Here is an 18,563-nt window from a genome sequence, read left to right on the forward strand (position 1 = left end):
TGACGACTGTCCTTAGCATCTTTCCCGACAAGAGATTCGGGGGGATGTTGACGTCCATCTCAATGACCGTGCTCTCCGCAGGCTTTGAAGTGATGAACATCGCCCTGCCTTTTTCGGGGGCCGCGACCCCACGCTTTGTCAGCAGGCCATAAGCCTTCGTGACAGTGCCCAATCCGACATGGAGGTCAAAGGCCAGGTCTCTTTGGGCGGGAAGCCGCGCACCAGGCAAAATGTTGCCGTGCGATAGGTCTTCGATAATGGCAGCCGCAATGCGTTGATAAACCGGGCCATCTCCGCCCCCTATTCTCGGTGTCCAAGAGCTCTTTAAGCGCATGCTAAAGTGTGCCTTTCGGTCCCGATTTTTCGGAAAAGTGTCACGTTACACCTTATCAATTGCCTCGGCGAGGCGCCATGCTATTACCTCCGGCCATACAAATATTCGAGGCCTGAGGTGGAAGATCATGAATAGCTTTCATACACACCAAGCAGGTATAGCGCGGCGACCCCGTGGTGAGCCGTCTAATCACGAAGAATTGCTTAGTAGATTCGAAATCGCTCGTCGCAATCATATGGGCTATCCCTACAACCTGGCATTCAGTCCGAAAAATCTCTCGAAGTTCAATGGTTACCTGATCAACAATCTGGGGGACCCCTACGTCGGATCTCACTATGCCACGGAAGTCTGCGACCTTGAGATGGACATCATCAACTGGGCGCAAAAGGTGTGGCAATGCCCGCCCGATGAGGATTTTTGGGGCTCGGTTGTCGCGAGCGGCACCGAGGGGAATTTGTGGGCCATCTATCTAGGTCGCGAGGCACTCCATGATGCTGCGCTGATCTGTTCTCGGGATGCTCACTATTCGATCCCGAAGGCCGCGAGAATCATGGGCATCGAGTGCGTGACATGTGACTCGAACGAAACAGGCGAAATCTGCCTAATGGACCTTCAAAAGAAGGTGGCTTCCCTGGCGGGCCGCGGTCTGATCATCGCGTTGACCTGCGGAACGACCATGCGTGGAGCACATGACGACATTCTAGGGTGCCTGGAGGTACTCGAACAGGCAGGTGTTTCGCGCAATCGCAGATACTTGCATGTTGATGGTGCGTTGAACGGGATGGTCATTCCGTTTCTCGAAAACGTCGAATCGGGGATCATTCCGTCGTTCAAACACGAGATAGATTCGATCTCGGCTTCGGGCCACAAGATGATCGGAACACCAATGCCATGCGGCATTCTCGTGGCGCGTCGCAACCATGTGAATCGCATCGCATCGTCAATCAGCTATCTTCGCTCGAACGACACAACCTTGATGGGATCCCGAAACGGGCATGCCTCAATTGCCATCTGGGAGCGCATTGTCGAACTCGGTGAGGACGGCTTTCAGCGCGAAACTCAAGCCTGCTTGGCGCGTGCTACAAGATTGGCCCAGCGATTGCGGCAAATGGGTGTTCCAGTGCTGCAGAACAAGCATTCGCTGACATTGGTTTTCCCGAAACCGAACGACGACATCGTCAAAATGTATCAATTGGCTTGTGACGGAGAACTCGCGCACGCGATTGTCATGCCAAATGTGAATGATGAACTGATCAATCGGTTCATCCACGACTACGAGTTCGATTTCTCCGCCCGGCGAAGTCGGCCCGGCATCGCGGCAGAGCTCGTTGAATAGCCTCCCTCGCTTTTTGCCCAGCGGCCCCTGACCGAAACCGCGAACCACGAGGTTTGCCGCCAGTTCGAGGTGGACTGGTACGTGGTTGCGCCGGTCAAGCACCGTTGACGTCAGCGTCCTTGTGGACGGCCATCTTGTGGAGACAAAAATGCATAAGATCGTTGAAGCGTCAGAAATACTGCACGACGAACAAACAGTGCCAGAAGGGTGCTTTGACACCAAGGCCCTCCATGTCGGGCACAGGTTCGATGAAACCACGCTGTCAACAGCGGTCCCGATCTATTTGACCAACGCGTATTCCTTTCGGTCGGTTGAGCACGCTTCGGACGTGTTTGACCTACGCGACCATGGGCGCACGTATTCTCGTCTTATGAATCCGACTACCGACGTATTCGAGCAAAGGGTCGCAGCGCTCGAGGGCGCCGTTGCCGCGATCGCAACATCATCAGGCCAGGCAGCAATCATGCTGGCTTTGCTGAATGTCACACAGGCCGGCGACAATATCGTGAGCTCCAATCAGCTTTACGGCGGGACGATCAACCTCCTGTCGCACACTTTCGGGCGGCTCGGGATAGAGACGAGATTTGTCGATCCTCATAACCCTGAGAATTTCGTAAACGCATCAGATGATCGCACCAGAGCCTGGTTTGGTGAAGGCCTGCCAAATCCGAAGCTTACCCCTCTGCCAATCTCGAAAATCGGACGTTTGGCGGAGGAGAAGGGTATCGTGTTCGTCGTCGACAACACTGTTACGCCATTGATCTGCAGGCCCCTGGATTTGGGGGCGCACGTCGTGGTGCATTCGACGTCAAAATACATCTGCGGACACGGCACCCATATCGGAGGCGTGATCGTCGATAGCGGCCGTTTTGATTGGATCGTGAACGCCGACCGGTATCCGCTGATGCTGCAACCGGACAAGTCTCACGGGAACATCGAATGGCTGGACGCTGCAGCGAAACTGGGCGGCCAGTATGGTGCAAGCCCATATCTGCTCAAGATGCGCAACACGTTGATGCGTGATTTTGGACCGTCCCCGTCCCCGTTCGCGTCCTTCATGTTCATTCAAGGTATCGAGACGCTTGCGTTGCGGATGCCCAGGCACTGCAACAACGCGGAAACCGTTGCCCGCTTCCTCATCTCACACCCGGCTGTTTTGTCAGTCACCTATCCTTCATTGGGAAATGCTTCGGAGAGGGAATTGGCCAAGGAGAATTTGGGTGAATTTGGCGGGCCGATGGTCTCGTTCGAAATTGCCGGAGGCTTGGAGGCGGGACGAATATTCATCGAAGCCCTGCAGTTGGCGTATCACGTATCCAACATCGGAGATGCTCGCACACTCGCCACCCATCCTGCCTCAACGACGCATGCGTCGGTCGCCAAAGAAGCGCGGCTCGCGGCTGGAGTGACTGATGGAGCGATCCGATTGTCGGTCGGCATCGAGGGTGTTCAGGACATCATTGCCGACCTGACGCAGGCGCTCGACAAAGCGACGTTGAGGCCCTGAGAGCATCATGAAGCCAATCGTCGGGATAGTTGCGGATCGGCAAAGGCGTGACAACGTCGACTATGACAATATCCGTGTGCGCTACCTCGAAGCGCTCCGTGAATCCGCCGGGGTGCTGCCAGTTGTTATCCCAACAGATCTCGGGGACGACGATCTAAGTACCGCCTTGCAGGCATTGCACGGACTGGTACTTGGCGGTGCGGTATCGAATGTTCACCCTCAACGATACGCCAGTCTGTCCATTTCGGACACGATGTTGTTTGACCCTGCAAGAGACAGCTCGGTTTTTGCCGCGATCAAGGTGGCCCGCGCAAAAAAGCTCCCAATTCTTGGGATTTGCCGCGGGCTCCAGGAACTCAATGTGGCATTTGGCGGGACACTGGATCAGGACCTTTCAGACGACAAAAGGCACCAGACGCATTTCGAGGATGAAAGCCTCCCCAGGGACTGCCAGTATCGCCCGGTGCATGACGTTCTCGTAGCCGGAGAGGGGAATATCTCCGCGTGCGTGAGGCGCCTTGGATTGAATAAAATAGAGGTCAATTCCCTGCACAGGCAAGGTATATCCCGCCTTGCGGATGGGTTGTCGGCCGATCTCGTTGCTGAAGACGGCGTGATCGAAGCAATATCTGCCACAGATTCCGAATGGTTTGTATCGGCCGTGCAGTGGCATCCCGAATGGTTTCACCGCGAGGATGCCCTCAGTCGCGCGATCTTTGCCAGCTTTGGGCAAGCCTGCAGACACTTTGCTGAACGCTCGAAAATCCTTCGAAGCGGATCGATGTTCGAATTCGCCAACAACAAATCCGACGCGCACGCGCCGATCCAGGCGCATTATAATCTCATCGAAATAATATAAGTTACGAACGGGAATTAGATATGGATCAGCAAAACAGAAACAATGACACAAGGCTACCACCTCTGTATTGGGCGATATTTGCTGTCCTTCTTGTTGGCTTAAATTTGCGGCCGGCAATCACAACGCTTGCGCCGGTAATTGGCAACATCGAGATCGACGAGGGCTTGAGTTCCGCCGCCGCCGGTTTTCTGACATCCATACCGCTGCTGGCCTTTGTTCTTCTGTCAACCAGCGCACCGCGTTTTGGTCGCAAACTCGGTTTCGGCATAGCGATCCAGGTTTCACTAATCATCCTGATATGCGGTTTTGCACTTAGATTGCTCCCGACGACGCCAGCGCTTTTCTTAAGCATGGCAGTTGTTGGCGTGGGCATTACAATAGGCAACGTGCTTTTGCCAGCATACATAAAGCAGAAGTACCCTGCGCGTGCAGGACCACTTAGCGCGGTCTATACAGCCTCTCTGTTTATTGGCCCTGCCCTTGCCGCTGCCGGAACCATACCCCTCGCGAACTTCTTTGGATCGTGGAGACTCGCTATCGCGTCGTGGGGACTGCTGGCTGTCGCGGCATTTCCAATCTGGTGGCCACATGCACGATCGTCGAGAGCAGAAAAAATTGCCGGCGGCGACGCACGGAGCCATAGCGACCGAACCTGGATCTGGCGAAATGGGTTAGCCTGGTCGGTAACTCTGTATTTCGCGGTGCTTTCGCTGCTCTTCTATACCATTTCCGCTTGGCTGCCGACGATCCTGGCAGATTTCGGCGAGAACATCGAAGTCGCGAGCCGGATGCTCTCGTTGGTGAACATCGTGGCAATTCCGTTCACGCTTGCGGTGGCGCTTGCCGTACATAAGGTCGACAATCACGTGTGGGCAACCACAGGCGGCGCGGTGCTCGTCATTGTCGGGCTTGCGGGCGTGCTCGTCGGGCAGGGTCAGCACACGCTGATTTGGATGTTCATTCTCGGCGCCGGACTGGGTGTCGAAGCAGGCATCGGCTTCTCGCTCCCTATCTTGCGAGTTCGATCCTCGCACCAGACCGCCATTCTCGCCGGTATGTCCCAGACTGTAGGCTATTCAGTCTCCGCGTTGGGACCGGTAGGTGCCGGCGCCCTGCATGACTTCACGAACAGCTGGGAAATTGTCCTGACGGGTCTGATCGTCCTCGTCTCGGTTCAAATTCTCTTCGGGTGGGTTGCAGGGAGTAACCGCCGTGTCGACGACAAGATCATTGGAGAACAGGCAAATGAGACTTGATGCAGATATTCTCGTTGTCGGGGGTGGGGTCATCGGCTTGATGGCTGCCTCTTATGCCGCTCGCAGCGGAAAAAAAGTGACACTTTTAGAACAGCACTTCCCTGGCACCCAGGAGGGCAGCTCTGCGGGCCACAAACGGATGTGGCGAACGATGTACAATGAGGCGGAACTGTCGAAGATGTCGTATCTGGCCGGAGACCTCTATCACGAGCTTGAGGCCGAAACCGGCTCGAAGATCCTGCATCGCAAGGGGCTTCTTAATTTTGGCGCGCAGACAGATTACACCCCGGAAGGCACACTTCTCGCACCCATAGACACTTTAAACGAGTTGGGGAAGCCGTACGAACTTCTGGATAAGAAGGAGATCGAAAGGCGTTATCCGTTCCGGAATCTGCCCGATCACTACGTTGGCATTTTTCAGCCTGACAACGCCATTACTGACGTGAAGGCCGCAATAGCAACCGCGCTAAGTCTTTGTCGGCGCGACGCTGTCGCGATTGCCAGCGGTGCCAGGGTGATACGGATCGCAAACAACCGCGAGCATGTCACTGCCCACCTGGACAACGGCGAGAAGGTGACGGCGCGCAAGGCCATTCTCGCCCCAGGCGCCTATGCAAATGAGCTTATGTCACCCAGCTTCGGCTTTAGCCTAAACCTCAATATGTGGGACATGAGTTCGGCATTCTACAGAGTCAACGGGAACGTCCAGGACTTCCCGATGTGGGTCCAGTTCGAGCGGCCTGAGAACGGTTACTCGAATCTGTTCTATGGCTATCCCCCGTGCGAGTTCGGCCAGCCGGGCTTTATGCAATTAGGTGTCGTTTGGGCATCTCACCAGTTTACAGATGTTTCTCAGAGGGTATACGCCCCGCCAAGGATCGACCTGCAGATCGTTCGGGACTTCGTGCGAAATCGGATGAAAGGCGTGGACACCGCGCCGGTCGACGCAACCAGAGCCCTAGCAGTGCTTCTACCGGACAACGGATGCATTCTGGATGTCCTGCCGTCCTCCGTAGCGGACAATAGGAATGTGGTTGTTTGCACAGGCGGTTGGGCATTCAAATTTGCGCCGCTGTTCGGCAAATTATGTGCTCAGCTTGCCCTCGAGCATGAGCTCTGCACTGACATAAAAAGCTTGTCGATTGAGCGGCCCGGCCGCATTGCGGCGGCTTCGATCGATGTCGACCTCACCAAATATCAGATGGCAGCGGCGGAATAGGGGGCGATGCTCCCAGTTCCTCCGCCTCTGCCCTGTATCTTTACCCAGTCAGCGGCTCAATTGGTCGACCAGGCTTGCGAGGTGTACGCGCCATGTCGTTGATTTTGGACAAGGAACATCCGGTCCACTCACTGCTGAAAAGCGAGGGGGTAAGGCTGCATTCAGAAAAGGAACATAGCGCAGAGTGGATGAGCCCGTTGTCGATCGGCCTCGTGAACCTCATGCCAAAGAAAGTCGAGACCGAGACACAGCTGGCGCGCTTGTTGGGGTCGAGTCCATTTCCAGTACAACTGGAATTGATCCGCTTGGACGGGCATAAGGTCAAAACGACCTCGTCCGCCTATTTTGAACGGTTCTATCAGCCCTTCGGTAGCGTCAGGCACAGAAATTTTGACGGCCTTATCATTACCGGCGCGCCAGTCGAGCATATGAGCTTTGAGGATGTGAGCTATTGGAGCGAGCTTTGCGGCTTGATGACCTGGGCCAAGACCAATGTGCTTGCAACGATGGGTATTTGCTGGGGTGCCATGGCGCTAGCATATTACCATCATGGAATCCCGAAATATGAACTCTCTGAAAAAGCCTTTGGCTGCTATCGTCATCACAAACTGAGTAAGTCGTCGCCGTATTTGTACGGGCTCTCGGACGACATCGTGGTCCCCGTCAGTCGTTGGACCGAAATCAGACAGCGCGACATCGATGGCAATCCCAACCTGAAAACCCTGCTTGTTGGGGCGACCGGCGGCCCCGCAATCGTCGAGGATGCAACCAATGGGTCGTTGTTGATCTTCAACCATCTGGAATACGACTGGGATACGCTCAAAGAAGAATATGAGCGCGACACTCGGGCCGGCACAGCCATCAAAGCTCCGACCAATTACTTCCCTCTCGATAATCCCAACCTGACTCCGGCCAACACCTGGAGGTCCAATGCCCAGCTGCTGTTCTGGAATTGGATGGGTGAGATGGTTCGCAGAAAGCCCGTCTTCAATCATTGGCAAGCGGGAGTACTGCAGCGTGCGATCTGAGATGGAAGAGTCGTCGGGGGCGCGCTGCAAGGGCGCCGAGCACGAATGCACCTACGAACGGCTCGAGTCGAACGTAAGATCTTATTGTCGCTCGTTTCCGTTTGAAATCAGAAGCGCAGAGAACGCCCTCCTTACGCTGACAACCGGTGCAACTTGCATAGATTTCCTGTCTGGGTGCGGCTCTCTTAACTATGGTCATAACGACCCAGATATGAAGGAGGCATTGCTCGATTACATCTCCGGCAATGGCATAGCGCATTCGCTCGACCTCCACACTGTCTCAAAGCGTTCGTTTATCGAGACATTTGCCGAGAAAATCTTAGGTCCTCGTCGCCTGGGTTATAAGATCCAGTTCACCGGACCGACGGGGACAAATGCGGTCGAGGCAGCGCTCAAGCTGGCGCGCAAAGCCACGGGACGGTCCAACATAATCGCTTTTACAAACGGATTTCACGGCGTCACGCTAGTGTCCGCCTTGCCGGACGGAGATGCAATGGGGGGCCGACGGCAGCCCCGATCCGGAAAGCGCATGGGCAGTCGCGCAGGAGGTGGGACTGGACATCGCGAAGGCAAAGTAGGACGCTGTGACCCCTGAGGTCGACGCGGTCCTGGCCCAGGATGTCGCAGATGTGAAGGCGGTGGGCATCACGGGCACCCCGACCTTTTTTGTCAATGGAAAGCCGCTGCCCTCATTCGGGCGTAAGCAATTGGAAGATCTCGTGAAGGCCGAAGTTGCGGCGTCCAAATAAGGGCGCCTGACCCGCTGGGAGTGTTTCACAATGACGAGCAAGCTACGCCTGGACCTTCCGCTGCTGCTGCCGCAGATCGCGGACGAGGCCGACTCGTGTGTCGCGCGGTTGACTTCCGATCTTGAAGCGCGAGATGGGATCGAGAAGATCCATGTCCTGGCGGCCGACGGGGACGAGCCTGCCAAGCTTTGCGTTCACTTCGATCAGGAGATTGTCCCGCTCAAGCGAATCCGCGAGATCGCCCAGGCGGCCGGTGCGCGGATAACGGCCCGGTTCGGACATGTTACCTGGAATGTCTCCGGCATAGGTCACGAGCGCCGCGCGCGCACGGTCGCCGAGAAAATCGGCTCGCTGGCAGGCGTGGTCGAAGCGGAAGCGAACTCCGCCGGCACGGTGCATGTCGAGTTCGATCGCGAAGCCGCTTCAGAGGATAGGATAGCCGAGGCGCTTCGCGCCCTCGGCGTCGAGCGGAACGGAGAGCCGGCATCCGCTCCGGATGACGACGGGGACGCACATGCCGGCCACGACCATGGGCCGGGCGAAGAACATAAAGCGGGCGACGGTCACGATCATGCGCATGGCCAGTTCCTCGGGCCGAACACGGAACTGATCTTCGCCCTGTTGAGCGGCGCGCTGCTCGGGGTCGGCTTCGCGATCGAGAAACTGGCGGCGGGCGCCCCCGGCTGGCTGCCGACGGCCTGCTACATCGCCGCCTATTTCTTCGGCGGCTTCTTCACGCTGCGCGAGGCCGTCGACAACCTCCGGCTCAAGAAGTTCGAGATCGACACGCTGATGCTGGTCGCGGCGGCCGGCGCGGCGGCACTGGGGGCTTTCGCCGAAGGCGCGCTGCTGCTGTTCCTGTTCAGCCTCGGCCACGCGCTCGAACATTATGCCATGGGCCGCGCCAAACGGGCGATCGAGGCGCTGGCTGAGCTTGCGCCGCCGGTCGCGACCGTGCGACGTGACGGTCAGACCAGCGAGATCCCGGTGGAGGAACTCGTTCTCGGCGACATCGTGGTCGTGCGCCCGAACGAGCGGCTGCCTGCCGATGGTTTTCTAGTGAAGGGAGTGTCCAGCGTCAACCAGGCGCCCGTCACGGGCGAGAGCATTCCGGTCGACAAGCGCCCGGTCGCGGACGCCGCCGCAGCCCGCGCCCGGCCCGATTCGGTGGACACCGCCTCGCGCGTCTTTGCCGGAACGATCAACGGCGCAGGTGCGATCGAGGTCGAGGTGACGCGGCGCTCCACCGAGAGCGCGCTCGCCAAGGTGGTCAAGATGGTGAGCGAAGCGGAGGCTCAGAAATCGCCCACGCAGCGCTTCACCGACAAGTTCGAGCGCATCTTCGTGCCTGCCGTCCTCGCTCTTGCCTTCATCCTTCTGTTCGCCTGGGTCGTGGTGGACGAGCCCTTCCGCGACAGCTTCTACCGCGCGATGGCGGTGCTGGTGGCCGCGAGCCCCTGCGCGCTGGCCATCGCCACGCCGAGTGCCGTCCTGTCGGGCGTCGCCCGGGCGGCGCGCGGCGGCGTCCTGGTGAAGGGCGGCGGACCGCTTGAGAACCTCGGCTCCCTGACGGCGATCGCGTTCGACAAGACCGGCACGCTGACGCAAGGCCAACCCCGCGTCACCGACATCGTCACCGCCGACGGCGTCGACGAGGGCAAACTGTTGACGGTGGCGGTCGCGGTGGAGAGCCTGAGCGACCATCCGCTGGCCGAGGCGATCGTGCGCGACGGCAAGGAGAAGCTGAACGGGAAGGAGGTCGCCACGGCGTCCGATGTCAGTAGCCTCACGGGCAAGGGCGTCACGGCGACGCTCGAGGGACAGACGGTCTGGATCGGCAAGGCCGAGATGTTTGGAACCGACGGCATTCCAGCTCTCGGCGAAGCGATGACCCGGGCCGTCGCGCGGCTTCGGGAAGGCGGACGCACGACGATGGTGGTTCGGCAGGGCGACCGTGATCTTGGCGTGATCGGGCTTATGGACACGCCGCGCGCCGCAGCTCGGGACGCGTTGGTGTCGCTTCACGAGACCGGCATCAAGCGCATGATCATGCTCTCTGGCGACAACCAGAAGGTCGCCGACGCGATCGCGAAGGATGTCGGCCTCGATGAAGCCTGGGGCGACCTCATGCCGGAGGACAAGGTGAAGGCGGTCAAGAAGCTGCGGTCGGAAGGCCAGGTCGCGATGGTCGGCGACGGCGTCAACGACGCGCCGGCGATGGCGAGCGCGACCGTCGGCATCGCCATGGGCGCGGCCGGCTCGGACGTGGCCCTCGAGACCGCCGACGTCGCGCTGATGGCGGACGACCTGTCGCACCTGCCCTTCGCGGTGGGGCTGAGCCGGCGTGCACGCTCGATCATTCGCCAGAACGTGTTCGTAAGCCTTGGCGTCGTCGCCATACTGATCCCTTCGACGATCCTCGGCCTGGGCATCGGGCCGGCAGTGGCCATGCACGAAGGCTCGACCCTGCTCGTCGTCTTCAACGCGCTGCGATTGCTCGCCTATCGAGATCCCTACCGCCCCGCGGCCGCCAAAGTGAATGGCGCAATCGCCGCCTAGTCTTACTGAGTCAGAAGGTCGCGGCTTCGGGGGGATTCGCGCTGGTCGCGGATTTGTTAGGGTGCTGCTTGGTGATGAGGGAAGCGCGCCATGAGCAACTGGACTGCGGAGAGTGAAGCGGCGTTCGACGCCTATGTCGATGCCTTGATCGGGTGCTGTCACGTTGTTTGAAGAAGGGCGCATGAGACCCTCGGTGCTTTGTTCACGTTGTTTTTGCGTTAACGGCTTCCCGGTAAGGGCCGAGGCATGTCTGACGCTGCCGCCCGTTACAAGAATCATCGCTTTCCGCCGGAGATCATCGCCCGCGCTGTCTGGCTTTACTACCGATTCCCGTTGAGCCTGCGCCACGTCGAGGAAATGCTACTGGAGCGCGGGATTGTGGTTTCCTACGAGACAATCCGCCGATGGGGCCGAAAGCACGGCCCCGATTATGCCCGTCGCTTGCGCCGCAAGCCGCCGTCGTCAAATGATGTCTGGCACCTCGACGAGGTGGTGATCACCATCGCCGGCAAGAAACACTGGCTGTGGCGGGCCGTCGATCAGGAAGGCTACGTGCTCGATGAAATTTGTCCAGATCCACCGCAACACCAAGGCTGCCAAGCGTTTGCTGACCCGACTGCTGAAGAAGCAGGGCATGGCGCCGAAGCGCATGATCACGGACAAGCTGCGCTCTTACGGCGCCGCGAAACGCCAGATCATGCCGAATGTCGAGCATCGCTCGCACAAAGGCCTGAATAACCGCGCGGAGAATTCTCACCTCCCGTTCCGCAAACGAGAACGCGTACGCCAGGGCTTCCGGTCGATCGGCTCATTGCAGCACTTTGTCTCCGTCTTCTCCGCCGTCCGCAACCTCTTCGTTCCATCCCATATAAACCGCTCCGCTTCCCAGATCCGAAAGCATCGCCTTCAGGCCATCGCCGAATGGAACGCCGCAAGCCGTCGGCTTGCCTGAACAAAGCACCGAGGGTCTCACGCGCCCTTCTTCAAACAACGTGACAGCACCGTCGGCGGGTATGTCCGCTCTGAACTGAGCGGGTGTCCGGCCATACACCTCTTAAAGGCGCGAAAACTAGGACACGTCGCCGAGGCCAACCTCCAGCGCTACCTCAATCAGCTGCGCCCGGGTGCTCTCGATGATTTCCTTACCGCGCCACTTCGACAGTCGCGCCCAGCCTAACATGGCTCAGCGCTGCACGCGACATCTGCAGCGCGACGTTCGACAGGGGCTCTCGCCGATCGGTCCGAATTATTCCCGGATCATAGCTCTTCCGGGCGAACACCTCCTGCACCATGGGCGCGAAGAACTCCAGCGGCCGCGTGACGTAGTCCGGATCGAAGCTCGCCTGGTCCCATTTCTCGCAGAACTCGGCGCAGTCGTCGAAATAGGCGGAGTCCCTGAACGCGTCCCGCTTGCGCGGGTTCGCGCCGACATGCTCGCCGTAATAGACCAGCTGAAAATCGCCGTGCTTCTCCACTACCCAGGCGCATTGTTCGCGCACGAACGGTCGCAGGATGGCCGCGGCGTATTCGTCGTGATTGTAGGGAGCGTAGATGTCGCCGATGTCGTGCAGCAGCGCCGACACCACCCAGTCGATGTCTGCGCCGGCATTCCAGGCGCGTGTGGCGGCCTGCAGAGAATGGCCAAGCCGGGTCACTTTGTAACCTGACAACGATTTGTCGAGTTCGACCATCGCCGCCAAAAGTCGGTCGGCCGTGCCGGCGGCATATTCGGTTTCATGCTCGGTCAGGAAGGCGTAGTCCTCACGGTCACCATCCTTCATCTGGGTAAACTTCACGGTTTCCATGGCGAAACTCCAAATGCTGGTTCTGTCAGCGGGCCATTTCAAGATAGATGTCGTCGCCGTCGACATGTACGGGGAAGGTGCGAGCCTTCAGCTTGGCATCGACAAGGCATTTGCCGGACCGGATATCAAACTCCCATCCATGCCAGGCACAGCGAATGAGCTCTCCGGCGCGCTCATAGACGAATTCCGCCCTATCTGTTTGCCTGGTGGTGCCGGAGATCGGCCCCTCGCAGAGCTGACCTGCGCGGTGCGGGCAAATGTTGAGCAGCGCGGCATAGCCATCCTCGAGCTGGAATATGCCGACGCCGATGCGACCGATGGTGACGATCTTCGGCTTGCCGACCGCGACGTCTGTGGTCTTGCAGGCGAAGGTCAGCGCGGGGGCTGTTGCTGCGGCTGGCATCAAGCGACCCTCGCACTGGCGGCCGGAGCCTCGATGCGCTTGTAGACCTCCAGCGCATTCAGCCCCATGACCTTGTCGCGCCATGCGGGCGGGATGTGCAGATTGGTCGGCGCGTCGAAATCCCAGTGCGGATAGTCGGAGGCGAAAAGCAGTGTGTTCTGGCCGTCCATGTGCTCCAGCGTTTCCCACAGATGCCTGACGTTCTGAGGTTGCTCGAGCGGCTGGGTGCTGAAGCGGATGTTGCGGCGGCAATATTCCGAGGGCAGCATCTTCAGCCACGGCGTCTCTTTGCGCAGCGCCTTGAAGTTGGCGTCAAGCCGCCACATCAGCGAAGGCACCCACGACACGCCGCATTCGATGACGACGAAGTAGAGGTCGGGATACTTCTCAAACACGCCGTTGGAGATCATGCTGACCACATGGGTCATCGCCGGCTGGCTGAGCAGGGCGTGCGTTTCCCAGTAATAGGCAGTCGGACCGCTGGCGACCGCATTGTGGTTGACGCCACCCTGGCCGCCGAAATGGATGGCGAAGGGCAGGCCTACCTCAGCGCAGGCCTCGTAGATCGGATGGTAGAAGGGATCGCCATAGGGGCGCTGCGAGCCGTGGCTGGCCAGGACCTGCACGATGTCCTTGTGGCCGCCGAGACGCCGGATTTCGGCCGCGGCCCCGTGCGGGTCAGTTGGCGAAATGATGATCGACCCCTTGAAGCGGCTATCCTTCGGCAGCCACCAGTCGATCATGTAGTCATTGTAGGCCTTCACCAGCGCGTTCGCATAGTGGTAGTTGGCTAGCGTCGAAGCTTCCAAAGGCTCGTCGGCGGTGAGGATAGCCACGTCGATGTCGTAGAGATCGAGGTGCTTCTCCTTCATGATCAAATAGTTGTCTTCCTCGGTCTCCGGCCGGATGTCGTGCCGCGAAAACCCCTCCGGATGCAGCCATGGTCGGTGGCCATGCGGAAAGCTTCCCCTCGGCCCAGGCTTCTCGCCGCGAACCAGGAAATCGCGCCAGTAGGGCTCGAGATAGGGGAGCAGCACCTCGGCGCTGGACCAGTAATTGTGGACGTCGGTGTCGACGATGAACATGGGTAGGCACCTGCCATGGAGGGTGGGTGGAAGACGGGGTAAGCGTGCGCCTCAGCGGCAGCTCCGGCAACGCAGCCAACGGCAAGATGTTAATCGGCGAATCCGATTACCTGTTGTCGGAACAGCCTGAAAAGCGCTAGCAGTTGCGGGAATTCTTGCGCTGGATGGCTGCATGCAGATCGAACTGCTGGATACGTTCCTAGATCTGATCGAAACCCGCAATTTCAACAGGACAGCGGAGCGGCTGGGCATCACCCAGTCGACCGTTTCCAGTCGCATCCGCACGCTCGAGGCTCTCCTGGAAAAGCAGCTCTTCATCCGCGGCAAAAGCGGGACTGAGCCGACCGTCGCCGGTCTGAGGTTCGAAGAGCACGCGCGCGCGGTTAGGCTGCGTTGGCTGGACGCTCGCCGCGAAATCCAGGCGGTTGGAAAGTTCGATCGCCTAATCCGCATCGGCATCCAGTTCGAACTCTACGAGCGCGTGCTGGAAGGTTGGCTGGAATGGGTGCGAGCGACGATGCCTAAACTGGCAATCTACGTCGAGATCGACTACTCCAACCAGATGATCCTTGATCTCACCACGGGCAGCCTCGATCTGGCGGTGCTCTATTCTCCGCAGTACTTTCCGGACATGCATTACGAGCAGATCGCGGAGGAAAATTTCGTCATGGTTTCGACGCGCAGCATTGCCTGGAGCGAGGTCAAGCCGGCGGATTATATCCGCGCCAATTATTCGGCCTTTTTCAACCGCGCCCACAAGCAGATGCTGCCAGAACTGGAAAACAGCCCGGTTTCGACGGGAAATGGCGGTGCCGTTGTTTATCTCCTGCGAAGCAGGGGCGGCACAGCGTTCGTTACGGAAAGCGTGGCGACAAAATTGCGGCAGGAAGGCGTGGCGCACCCCATTGCAGATGCACCGAAGATCTCACATCCCATCTACTCGGCCGTGCATGTCAGGCATCACCATTCTCATACCCATGTTCGCCTGCTCAAGGCGCTCAAACTGATGACGGCGTAGCATCTACAGGTCGACTACGACGTTGCCCTTAGGCGTGCTGCAGCAGGACAGGATGAAGCCGTCCAGGCGCTCCATGTCCGACAGGCCGCCCATATCGTTCATGTCGACTTCGCCCTGAAGCAGCTTGACCTTGCACGTGCCGCATACGCCCATTCGGCACGCCGTTTCGACGTAAACGCCATTAGCTTCGGCCAAATGCAGAATTGTATCATCTTCGTTGACCTCACAGCGCACGCCGGAGCGCTCGAAGGCGACAACGGCTCCCGTGCTGCCAAATCCCTTGCTTGTTTGTGATGGTTCGAGGCCGAAGCTTTCCATGAAGATCCGCTCGGCTGGAACCGCAAGCTCGATCAGATGACGGCGCATTGCCTGCATGAATCCGGTCGGGCCGCACAGAAAGGCCGTCCGTGAAGCCGCATCCGGGACAAGACGCGCCAACTGGGCCACGTCAAGCCGGCCGCCACCTTGGGGTTGGCCGGATCCAGACATTTGGCTGCACATTGTCTCGACCCTCAGCTTCATCATGCTTTCGCGCAGCATCCGCAGTTCCTGGCCAAAGAGCACATCGTCGGGCGTGCGCGCGCATTGTATGAACGCGAGGTCCAGATCACTGCCTGTATCATACAGGGCCCGCGCCATCGACATCAGCGGCGTGATACCGCTTCCAGCGCACAGGAACAGCGCCTTCTCGACGGCGCGGCCCTCCAGCGTGAAGTCGCCGCCGGGTTCGCTGATCTCGAGCGAGCAACCTGCGGCGAAATGATCGTGCAGGATGCGCGTGGCCCTGCCATTCGCCGCGGCCTTGATCGTCAAGGCGATACGTTGAGGCCGGGTCGGCGGCGACGCTATGGTAAACACCCGCGCGTAACGCTCGCCGTCCCAAGAGAAACGGATCGTAACGAACTGTCCGGCAAGGAAATCGAATCTCCGACCATCGGTCCTCTGGAACTCCAGAGTGACGACATCCCCTGTTTCCTGAATGCGATCAGTGCACACGCATGAGTGCAAGGTGCCCAAAGGTGGCCTTGTTTCGGCGAGAACCGCATCGATGCTCATTCGATCATGTCCCGGATCAGATGGAGAAGTGATCCATCTTAAACAGAGTTGGCGGCACAACCCCGCGTTTCGTTGATCGCGAAAGGCGTTCAGATCCCTCGCCAGCTGTAAGCGGCAAAGAGCTCGGATCCACTTGATGCCTTGAGCTTCACCTCCAAGTCGGGTGACGCTTTGCTCCTCAGCCGCCATACGGTGGTGGCGGAACGGACCTCAAACAACTACGCGGCGCCTTAGAACGGACAGGCGGTGTTGCGCGGCAGGATGACGGCAGGGCCGCACCAACGCCTGTTCGACCGCCTACGACATCGCTGTTGCTCGGCTCGGCGTGCAACGGGATACCTGACGGCTAAGCGGCCTTCATCGCCTTGCAGATTTCTTCGACCAGCATCGCGGCCGAAACCGAGCCGGGGTCCGGATGACCCAGCGAGCGCTCGCCGAGACGCGCGGCGCGGCCGGATCCGGAATGTTCCTTCCCGCTCGTTTCATCTGTGTCACCGCGCAGTCAAGATAGACCGTGTTCCAGTGCACGATCGCACTGACGACGAGATTGAGCCTGGACGTGCGGAAGCCTGGCTCTCGAACGATCGGTCACGGATCGCACCGCGCGTGGCATAACGATCGCTTATCCATAAGACCTTGATAACATTGCTTGTCACCGGTGTGTCGCACGGGCAACATGGTTTTTATACGATGCGGCAGTAACTAGACGAATTTGCTGACTGCAACGTCACGAATTACCCCATCGGTACTAACGTCCGTAAAGCCCACGTACACTGTCACAGATGAGAAACAGGGAGAGGTTAGGTCATGAATGTACACCTGATCGAGAAAAAAGATCAAGATAAGCCGTTTCGTGAGGATGCCAGCGTGTCATACACGCTTCCAGCAAGGTACTTTTATGATTCAGCCGTTTTCGAACAGGAAAAGGCCGCGATTTTCTACAAAAGTTGGGTCTATGTCTGCCACAAAAGCAGGGTACGGAATCCTGGCGACTATGTAACCGAATTGGTCCACGATCAGAATGTGATCATCATCAAAGGGCAAGATGAGCGCGTTCGGGCATTCCACAATGTGTGTCAACATCGCGGACACGAGTTGCTACGCGGTTGCGGCAAGACGCAGATGATCGTATGCCCTTACCATGCATGGACGTATAACCTCGATGGAACGTTGCGAGCCGCACGCGAGACCGGCTCAATCAAGGATTTCGACAAGAGCCAGTTCACTTTGAAGGAGGTGGCGATTGAAGAATTCTGCGGTATGCTCTTTGTAAACCTAGACGGTAAAGCTGTACCGTTGCGTGAACAGGCTCCCGAACTGGAAAAGGAGATTCGTAGCTACGTACCTCATGCAGATGATCTCGTATATGCCACCAGCCAAGAATACGAGCCACAAGCTAACTGGAAGATATTGGTCGAGAACTTCCAGGAGTGCTACCACTGTGCAGTGGCGCACAAAGACTTTTCCGTGTTGGTCGACTTCGGCGACGGGGCGTACAACCCGTATTCCAATGGAATCTTCACCAGCCACTGCTCCACTCGGACCACTCGGGACAGCGCTGCCTATAAGGTTAGCGGTAACGACATTGACGGATACGGTGGGTGGTTCCTGTGGCCGAATCTCACGATCTGGGTTTATCCAGGCGACGAGCAACTCTCCGTGATGCGCGTCGATCCACTTACTCCCACGACTTCGTACGAGCGTCATGACTGGTTTACGAAGGACGGAACCGTCAGCGAGGAGTTGAGTGGCACCATCAAGTTCCAGCGCGATACACTCCAATTTGCGGAAGATATCCCCATTTGCGAGAGCGTGCAGAAGGGACTGAAGTCCATGGGATACAACCAAGGGCGTTTCGTCGTTGGAGGCGATCGGGTCCAGGTTACCGAGGCGCCGGTCCACCACTTCCAGAAGCTGGTGGTCAATGCTCTCGGACTCAAAATCGGAGTCGAATAACTGGGCTGATATGGAGCTTGGTCAAGCAACCGGTTATTGCCATGTGATCTCGGTGAGCGCGATCCTGCACCGGCCATAGCGGCCGGTGCTGATCACGAACCCTTCACCCTGCCTCAGTCATGAGAGCGCTGATCGGGTGTCTTGAAGGCTCTGCCGTTGGCGCGGCCCCGTAGGAATAGAATTTATACTGTCGAGAACCTTCCTGTGTATGCCCAGTAGCGGCATTTCATTTTTCACTCGATAACCGTCAGGAATGAATTCGATCATCGGCGCAGCCGTGATCTCCGACCTGGAAGGACGTTGCCGGGGCAGGCGCGCACCGACGAACGAGTGCGGGGCCAGTAGACACCTTTGGCTGCAATAACGCCTATGGAGCGTTGCGAATGAGCGTAC

At 58.5% G+C, this 18,563-nt stretch carries 17 protein-coding genes and 2 pseudogenes; 12 read left to right on the plus strand and 7 right to left on the minus strand.

All coding sequences use genetic code 11. The features are described from left to right. Nucleotides 1-334: GntR family transcriptional regulator (locus MESS2_RS29115; protein WP_040594303.1), on the minus strand; the 334-nt coding region annotated here is incomplete at its 3' end. A gap of 127 nt (nt 335-461) precedes the next feature. Between MESS2_RS29115 and MESS2_RS29120 the strand changes: the two genes are divergently transcribed. The 10 genes and pseudogenes from MESS2_RS29120 to MESS2_RS29165 all read left to right on the plus strand — a co-directional run bounded on the left by MESS2_RS29120 (nt 462) and on the right by MESS2_RS29165 (nt 11,799). Next, a complete protein-coding gene (locus MESS2_RS29120) occupies nt 462-1,670 on the plus strand; it encodes a histidine decarboxylase (RefSeq protein WP_083918718.1) in 1,209 nt (402 codons plus the stop codon). Between the two features lie 148 nt (nt 1,671-1,818). After that, on the plus strand, nt 1,819-3,177 hold the full coding sequence (locus MESS2_RS29125) for an O-acetylhomoserine aminocarboxypropyltransferase/cysteine synthase family protein (protein WP_008878269.1): 1,359 nt from the start codon (nt 1,819-1,821) through the stop codon (nt 3,175-3,177). A 7-nt stretch (nt 3,178-3,184) separates the two neighbouring features. Next, on the plus strand, nt 3,185-4,036 hold the full coding sequence (locus MESS2_RS29130) for a gamma-glutamyl-gamma-aminobutyrate hydrolase family protein (protein WP_008878270.1): 852 nt from the start codon (nt 3,185-3,187) through the stop codon (nt 4,034-4,036). A 20-nt stretch (nt 4,037-4,056) separates the two neighbouring features. Next, nucleotides 4,057-5,292 carry a CynX/NimT family MFS transporter gene (locus MESS2_RS29135; protein WP_008878272.1) on the plus strand — a complete coding sequence of 412 codons (1,236 nt, stop codon included), beginning with the start codon at nt 4,057-4,059 and terminating at the stop codon, nt 5,290-5,292. Next, complete coding sequence (locus MESS2_RS29140; protein WP_008878273.1) at nt 5,282-6,511, plus strand: FAD-dependent oxidoreductase; 1,230 nt, start codon at nt 5,282-5,284, stop codon at nt 6,509-6,511. Before MESS2_RS29135 ends, MESS2_RS29140 begins: the two co-directional genes overlap by 11 nt. A 92-nt stretch (nt 6,512-6,603) precedes the next feature. Continuing rightward, nucleotides 6,604-7,539, plus strand: a complete 936-nt coding sequence (locus MESS2_RS29145) for a homoserine O-succinyltransferase (protein ID WP_008878274.1) — start codon at nt 6,604-6,606, stop codon at nt 7,537-7,539. 1 nt (nt 7,540) lies between these two features. Then, on the plus strand, nt 7,541-8,134 hold the full coding sequence (locus MESS2_RS29150) for an aminotransferase class III-fold pyridoxal phosphate-dependent enzyme (protein ID WP_008878275.1): 594 nt from the start codon (nt 7,541-7,543) through the stop codon (nt 8,132-8,134). After that, the gene (locus tag MESS2_RS33130) at nt 8,124-8,288 is read left to right on the plus strand and encodes a DsbA family protein (RefSeq protein WP_008878277.1); all 165 of its coding nucleotides are present in this window, start codon (nt 8,124-8,126) and stop codon (nt 8,286-8,288) included. The genes MESS2_RS29150 and MESS2_RS33130 overlap by 11 nt, the downstream gene beginning before the upstream one ends. 30 nt (nt 8,289-8,318) lie before the next feature. Beyond that, nucleotides 8,319-10,847 carry a heavy metal translocating P-type ATPase gene (locus tag MESS2_RS29160; protein WP_008878278.1) on the plus strand — a complete coding sequence of 843 codons (2,529 nt, stop codon included), beginning with the start codon at nt 8,319-8,321 and terminating at the stop codon, nt 10,845-10,847. A 246-nt stretch (nt 10,848-11,093) separates the two neighbouring features. Then, nucleotides 11,094-11,799: pseudogene (locus MESS2_RS29165) on the plus strand (IS6 family transposase). A gap of 190 nt (nt 11,800-11,989) precedes the next feature. Here the strand turns inward: MESS2_RS29165 and MESS2_RS29170 are convergent. From MESS2_RS29170 to MESS2_RS29180, 3 genes are read right to left on the minus strand one after another with little or no spacing between them, the layout of a single operon-like run. Then, the gene (locus MESS2_RS29170) at nt 11,990-12,652 is read right to left on the minus strand and encodes an HD domain-containing protein (protein ID WP_008878281.1); all 663 of its coding nucleotides are present in this window, start codon (nt 12,650-12,652) and stop codon (nt 11,990-11,992) included. Between the two features lie 25 nt (nt 12,653-12,677). Continuing rightward, nucleotides 12,678-13,055, minus strand: coding sequence for a Rieske (2Fe-2S) protein (locus MESS2_RS29175; protein ID WP_040594305.1), 378 nt, complete (start codon nt 13,053-13,055; stop codon nt 12,678-12,680). Next, nucleotides 13,055-14,140, minus strand: a complete 1,086-nt coding sequence (locus MESS2_RS29180) for an amidohydrolase family protein (protein WP_008878283.1) — start codon at nt 14,138-14,140, stop codon at nt 13,055-13,057. Before MESS2_RS29180 ends, MESS2_RS29175 begins: the two co-directional genes overlap by 1 nt. Nucleotides 14,141-14,312: 172 nt before the next feature. Between MESS2_RS29180 and MESS2_RS29185 the strand changes: the two genes are divergently transcribed. After that, the gene (locus tag MESS2_RS29185; RefSeq protein ID WP_008878285.1) at nt 14,313-15,158 is read left to right on the plus strand and encodes a LysR family transcriptional regulator; all 846 of its coding nucleotides are present in this window, start codon (nt 14,313-14,315) and stop codon (nt 15,156-15,158) included. Nucleotides 15,159-15,161: 3 nt separating this feature from the next. On the opposite strand, the gene MESS2_RS29190 is transcribed toward MESS2_RS29185, so the two are convergent. The 3 genes and pseudogenes from MESS2_RS29190 to MESS2_RS32585 form a co-directional block, all read right to left on the minus strand. After that, entirely contained in the window at nt 15,162-16,214 is a 1,053-nt protein-coding gene (locus tag MESS2_RS29190) for a flavin reductase family protein (protein ID WP_008878286.1), read from the minus strand. A 346-nt stretch (nt 16,215-16,560) separates the two neighbouring features. Further along, nucleotides 16,561-16,716: a DAK2 domain-containing protein gene (locus MESS2_RS34290; protein WP_083918719.1), complete on the minus strand. Its 156-nt coding sequence runs from the start codon at nt 16,714-16,716 to the stop codon at nt 16,561-16,563. Continuing rightward, nucleotides 16,650-16,819, minus strand: a pseudogene (locus tag MESS2_RS32585) (Tn3 family transposase); the annotation flags it as partial. The pseudogene MESS2_RS32585 and the gene MESS2_RS34290, both read right to left, overlap by 67 nt. Nucleotides 16,820-17,021: 202 nt before the next feature. Here MESS2_RS32585 and MESS2_RS29195 point away from each other — a divergent pair. After that, nucleotides 17,022-18,170: an aromatic ring-hydroxylating oxygenase subunit alpha gene (locus MESS2_RS29195; RefSeq protein ID WP_008878291.1), complete on the plus strand. Its 1,149-nt coding sequence runs from the start codon at nt 17,022-17,024 to the stop codon at nt 18,168-18,170. Nucleotides 18,171-18,563: the final 393 nt, after the last annotated feature.

Origin of the sequence: Mesorhizobium metallidurans STM 2683 (assembly GCF_000350085.1) — a bacterium.
Lineage (GTDB): Bacteria > Pseudomonadota > Alphaproteobacteria > Rhizobiales > Rhizobiaceae > Mesorhizobium > Mesorhizobium metallidurans.

Coding starts and splice junctions, on each gene's coding strand:
- MESS2_RS29120 (WP_083918718.1), top strand. CDS start 462: ATGAATAGCTTTCATACACACCAAGCAGGTATAGCGCGGCGACCCCGT.
- MESS2_RS29125 (WP_008878269.1), top strand. CDS start 1,819: ATGCATAAGATCGTTGAAGCGTCAGAAATACTGCACGACGAACAAACA.
- MESS2_RS29130 (WP_008878270.1), top strand. CDS start 3,185: ATGAAGCCAATCGTCGGGATAGTTGCGGATCGGCAAAGGCGTGACAAC.
- MESS2_RS29135 (WP_008878272.1), top strand. CDS start 4,057: ATGGATCAGCAAAACAGAAACAATGACACAAGGCTACCACCTCTGTAT.
- MESS2_RS29140 (WP_008878273.1), top strand. CDS start 5,282: ATGAGACTTGATGCAGATATTCTCGTTGTCGGGGGTGGGGTCATCGGC.
- MESS2_RS29145 (WP_008878274.1), top strand. CDS start 6,604: ATGTCGTTGATTTTGGACAAGGAACATCCGGTCCACTCACTGCTGAAA.
- MESS2_RS29150 (WP_008878275.1), top strand. CDS start 7,541: ATGGAAGAGTCGTCGGGGGCGCGCTGCAAGGGCGCCGAGCACGAATGC.
- MESS2_RS29160 (WP_008878278.1), top strand. CDS start 8,319: ATGACGAGCAAGCTACGCCTGGACCTTCCGCTGCTGCTGCCGCAGATC.
- MESS2_RS29170 (WP_008878281.1), bottom strand. CDS start 12,652: ATGGAAACCGTGAAGTTTACCCAGATGAAGGATGGTGACCGTGAGGAC.
- MESS2_RS29175 (WP_040594305.1), bottom strand. CDS start 13,055: ATGCCAGCCGCAGCAACAGCCCCCGCGCTGACCTTCGCCTGCAAGACC.
- MESS2_RS29180 (WP_008878283.1), bottom strand. CDS start 14,140: ATGTTCATCGTCGACACCGACGTCCACAATTACTGGTCCAGCGCCGAG.
- MESS2_RS29185 (WP_008878285.1), top strand. CDS start 14,313: ATGCAGATCGAACTGCTGGATACGTTCCTAGATCTGATCGAAACCCGC.
- MESS2_RS29190 (WP_008878286.1), bottom strand. CDS start 16,214: ATGAGCATCGATGCGGTTCTCGCCGAAACAAGGCCACCTTTGGGCACC.
- MESS2_RS29195 (WP_008878291.1), top strand. CDS start 17,022: ATGAATGTACACCTGATCGAGAAAAAAGATCAAGATAAGCCGTTTCGT.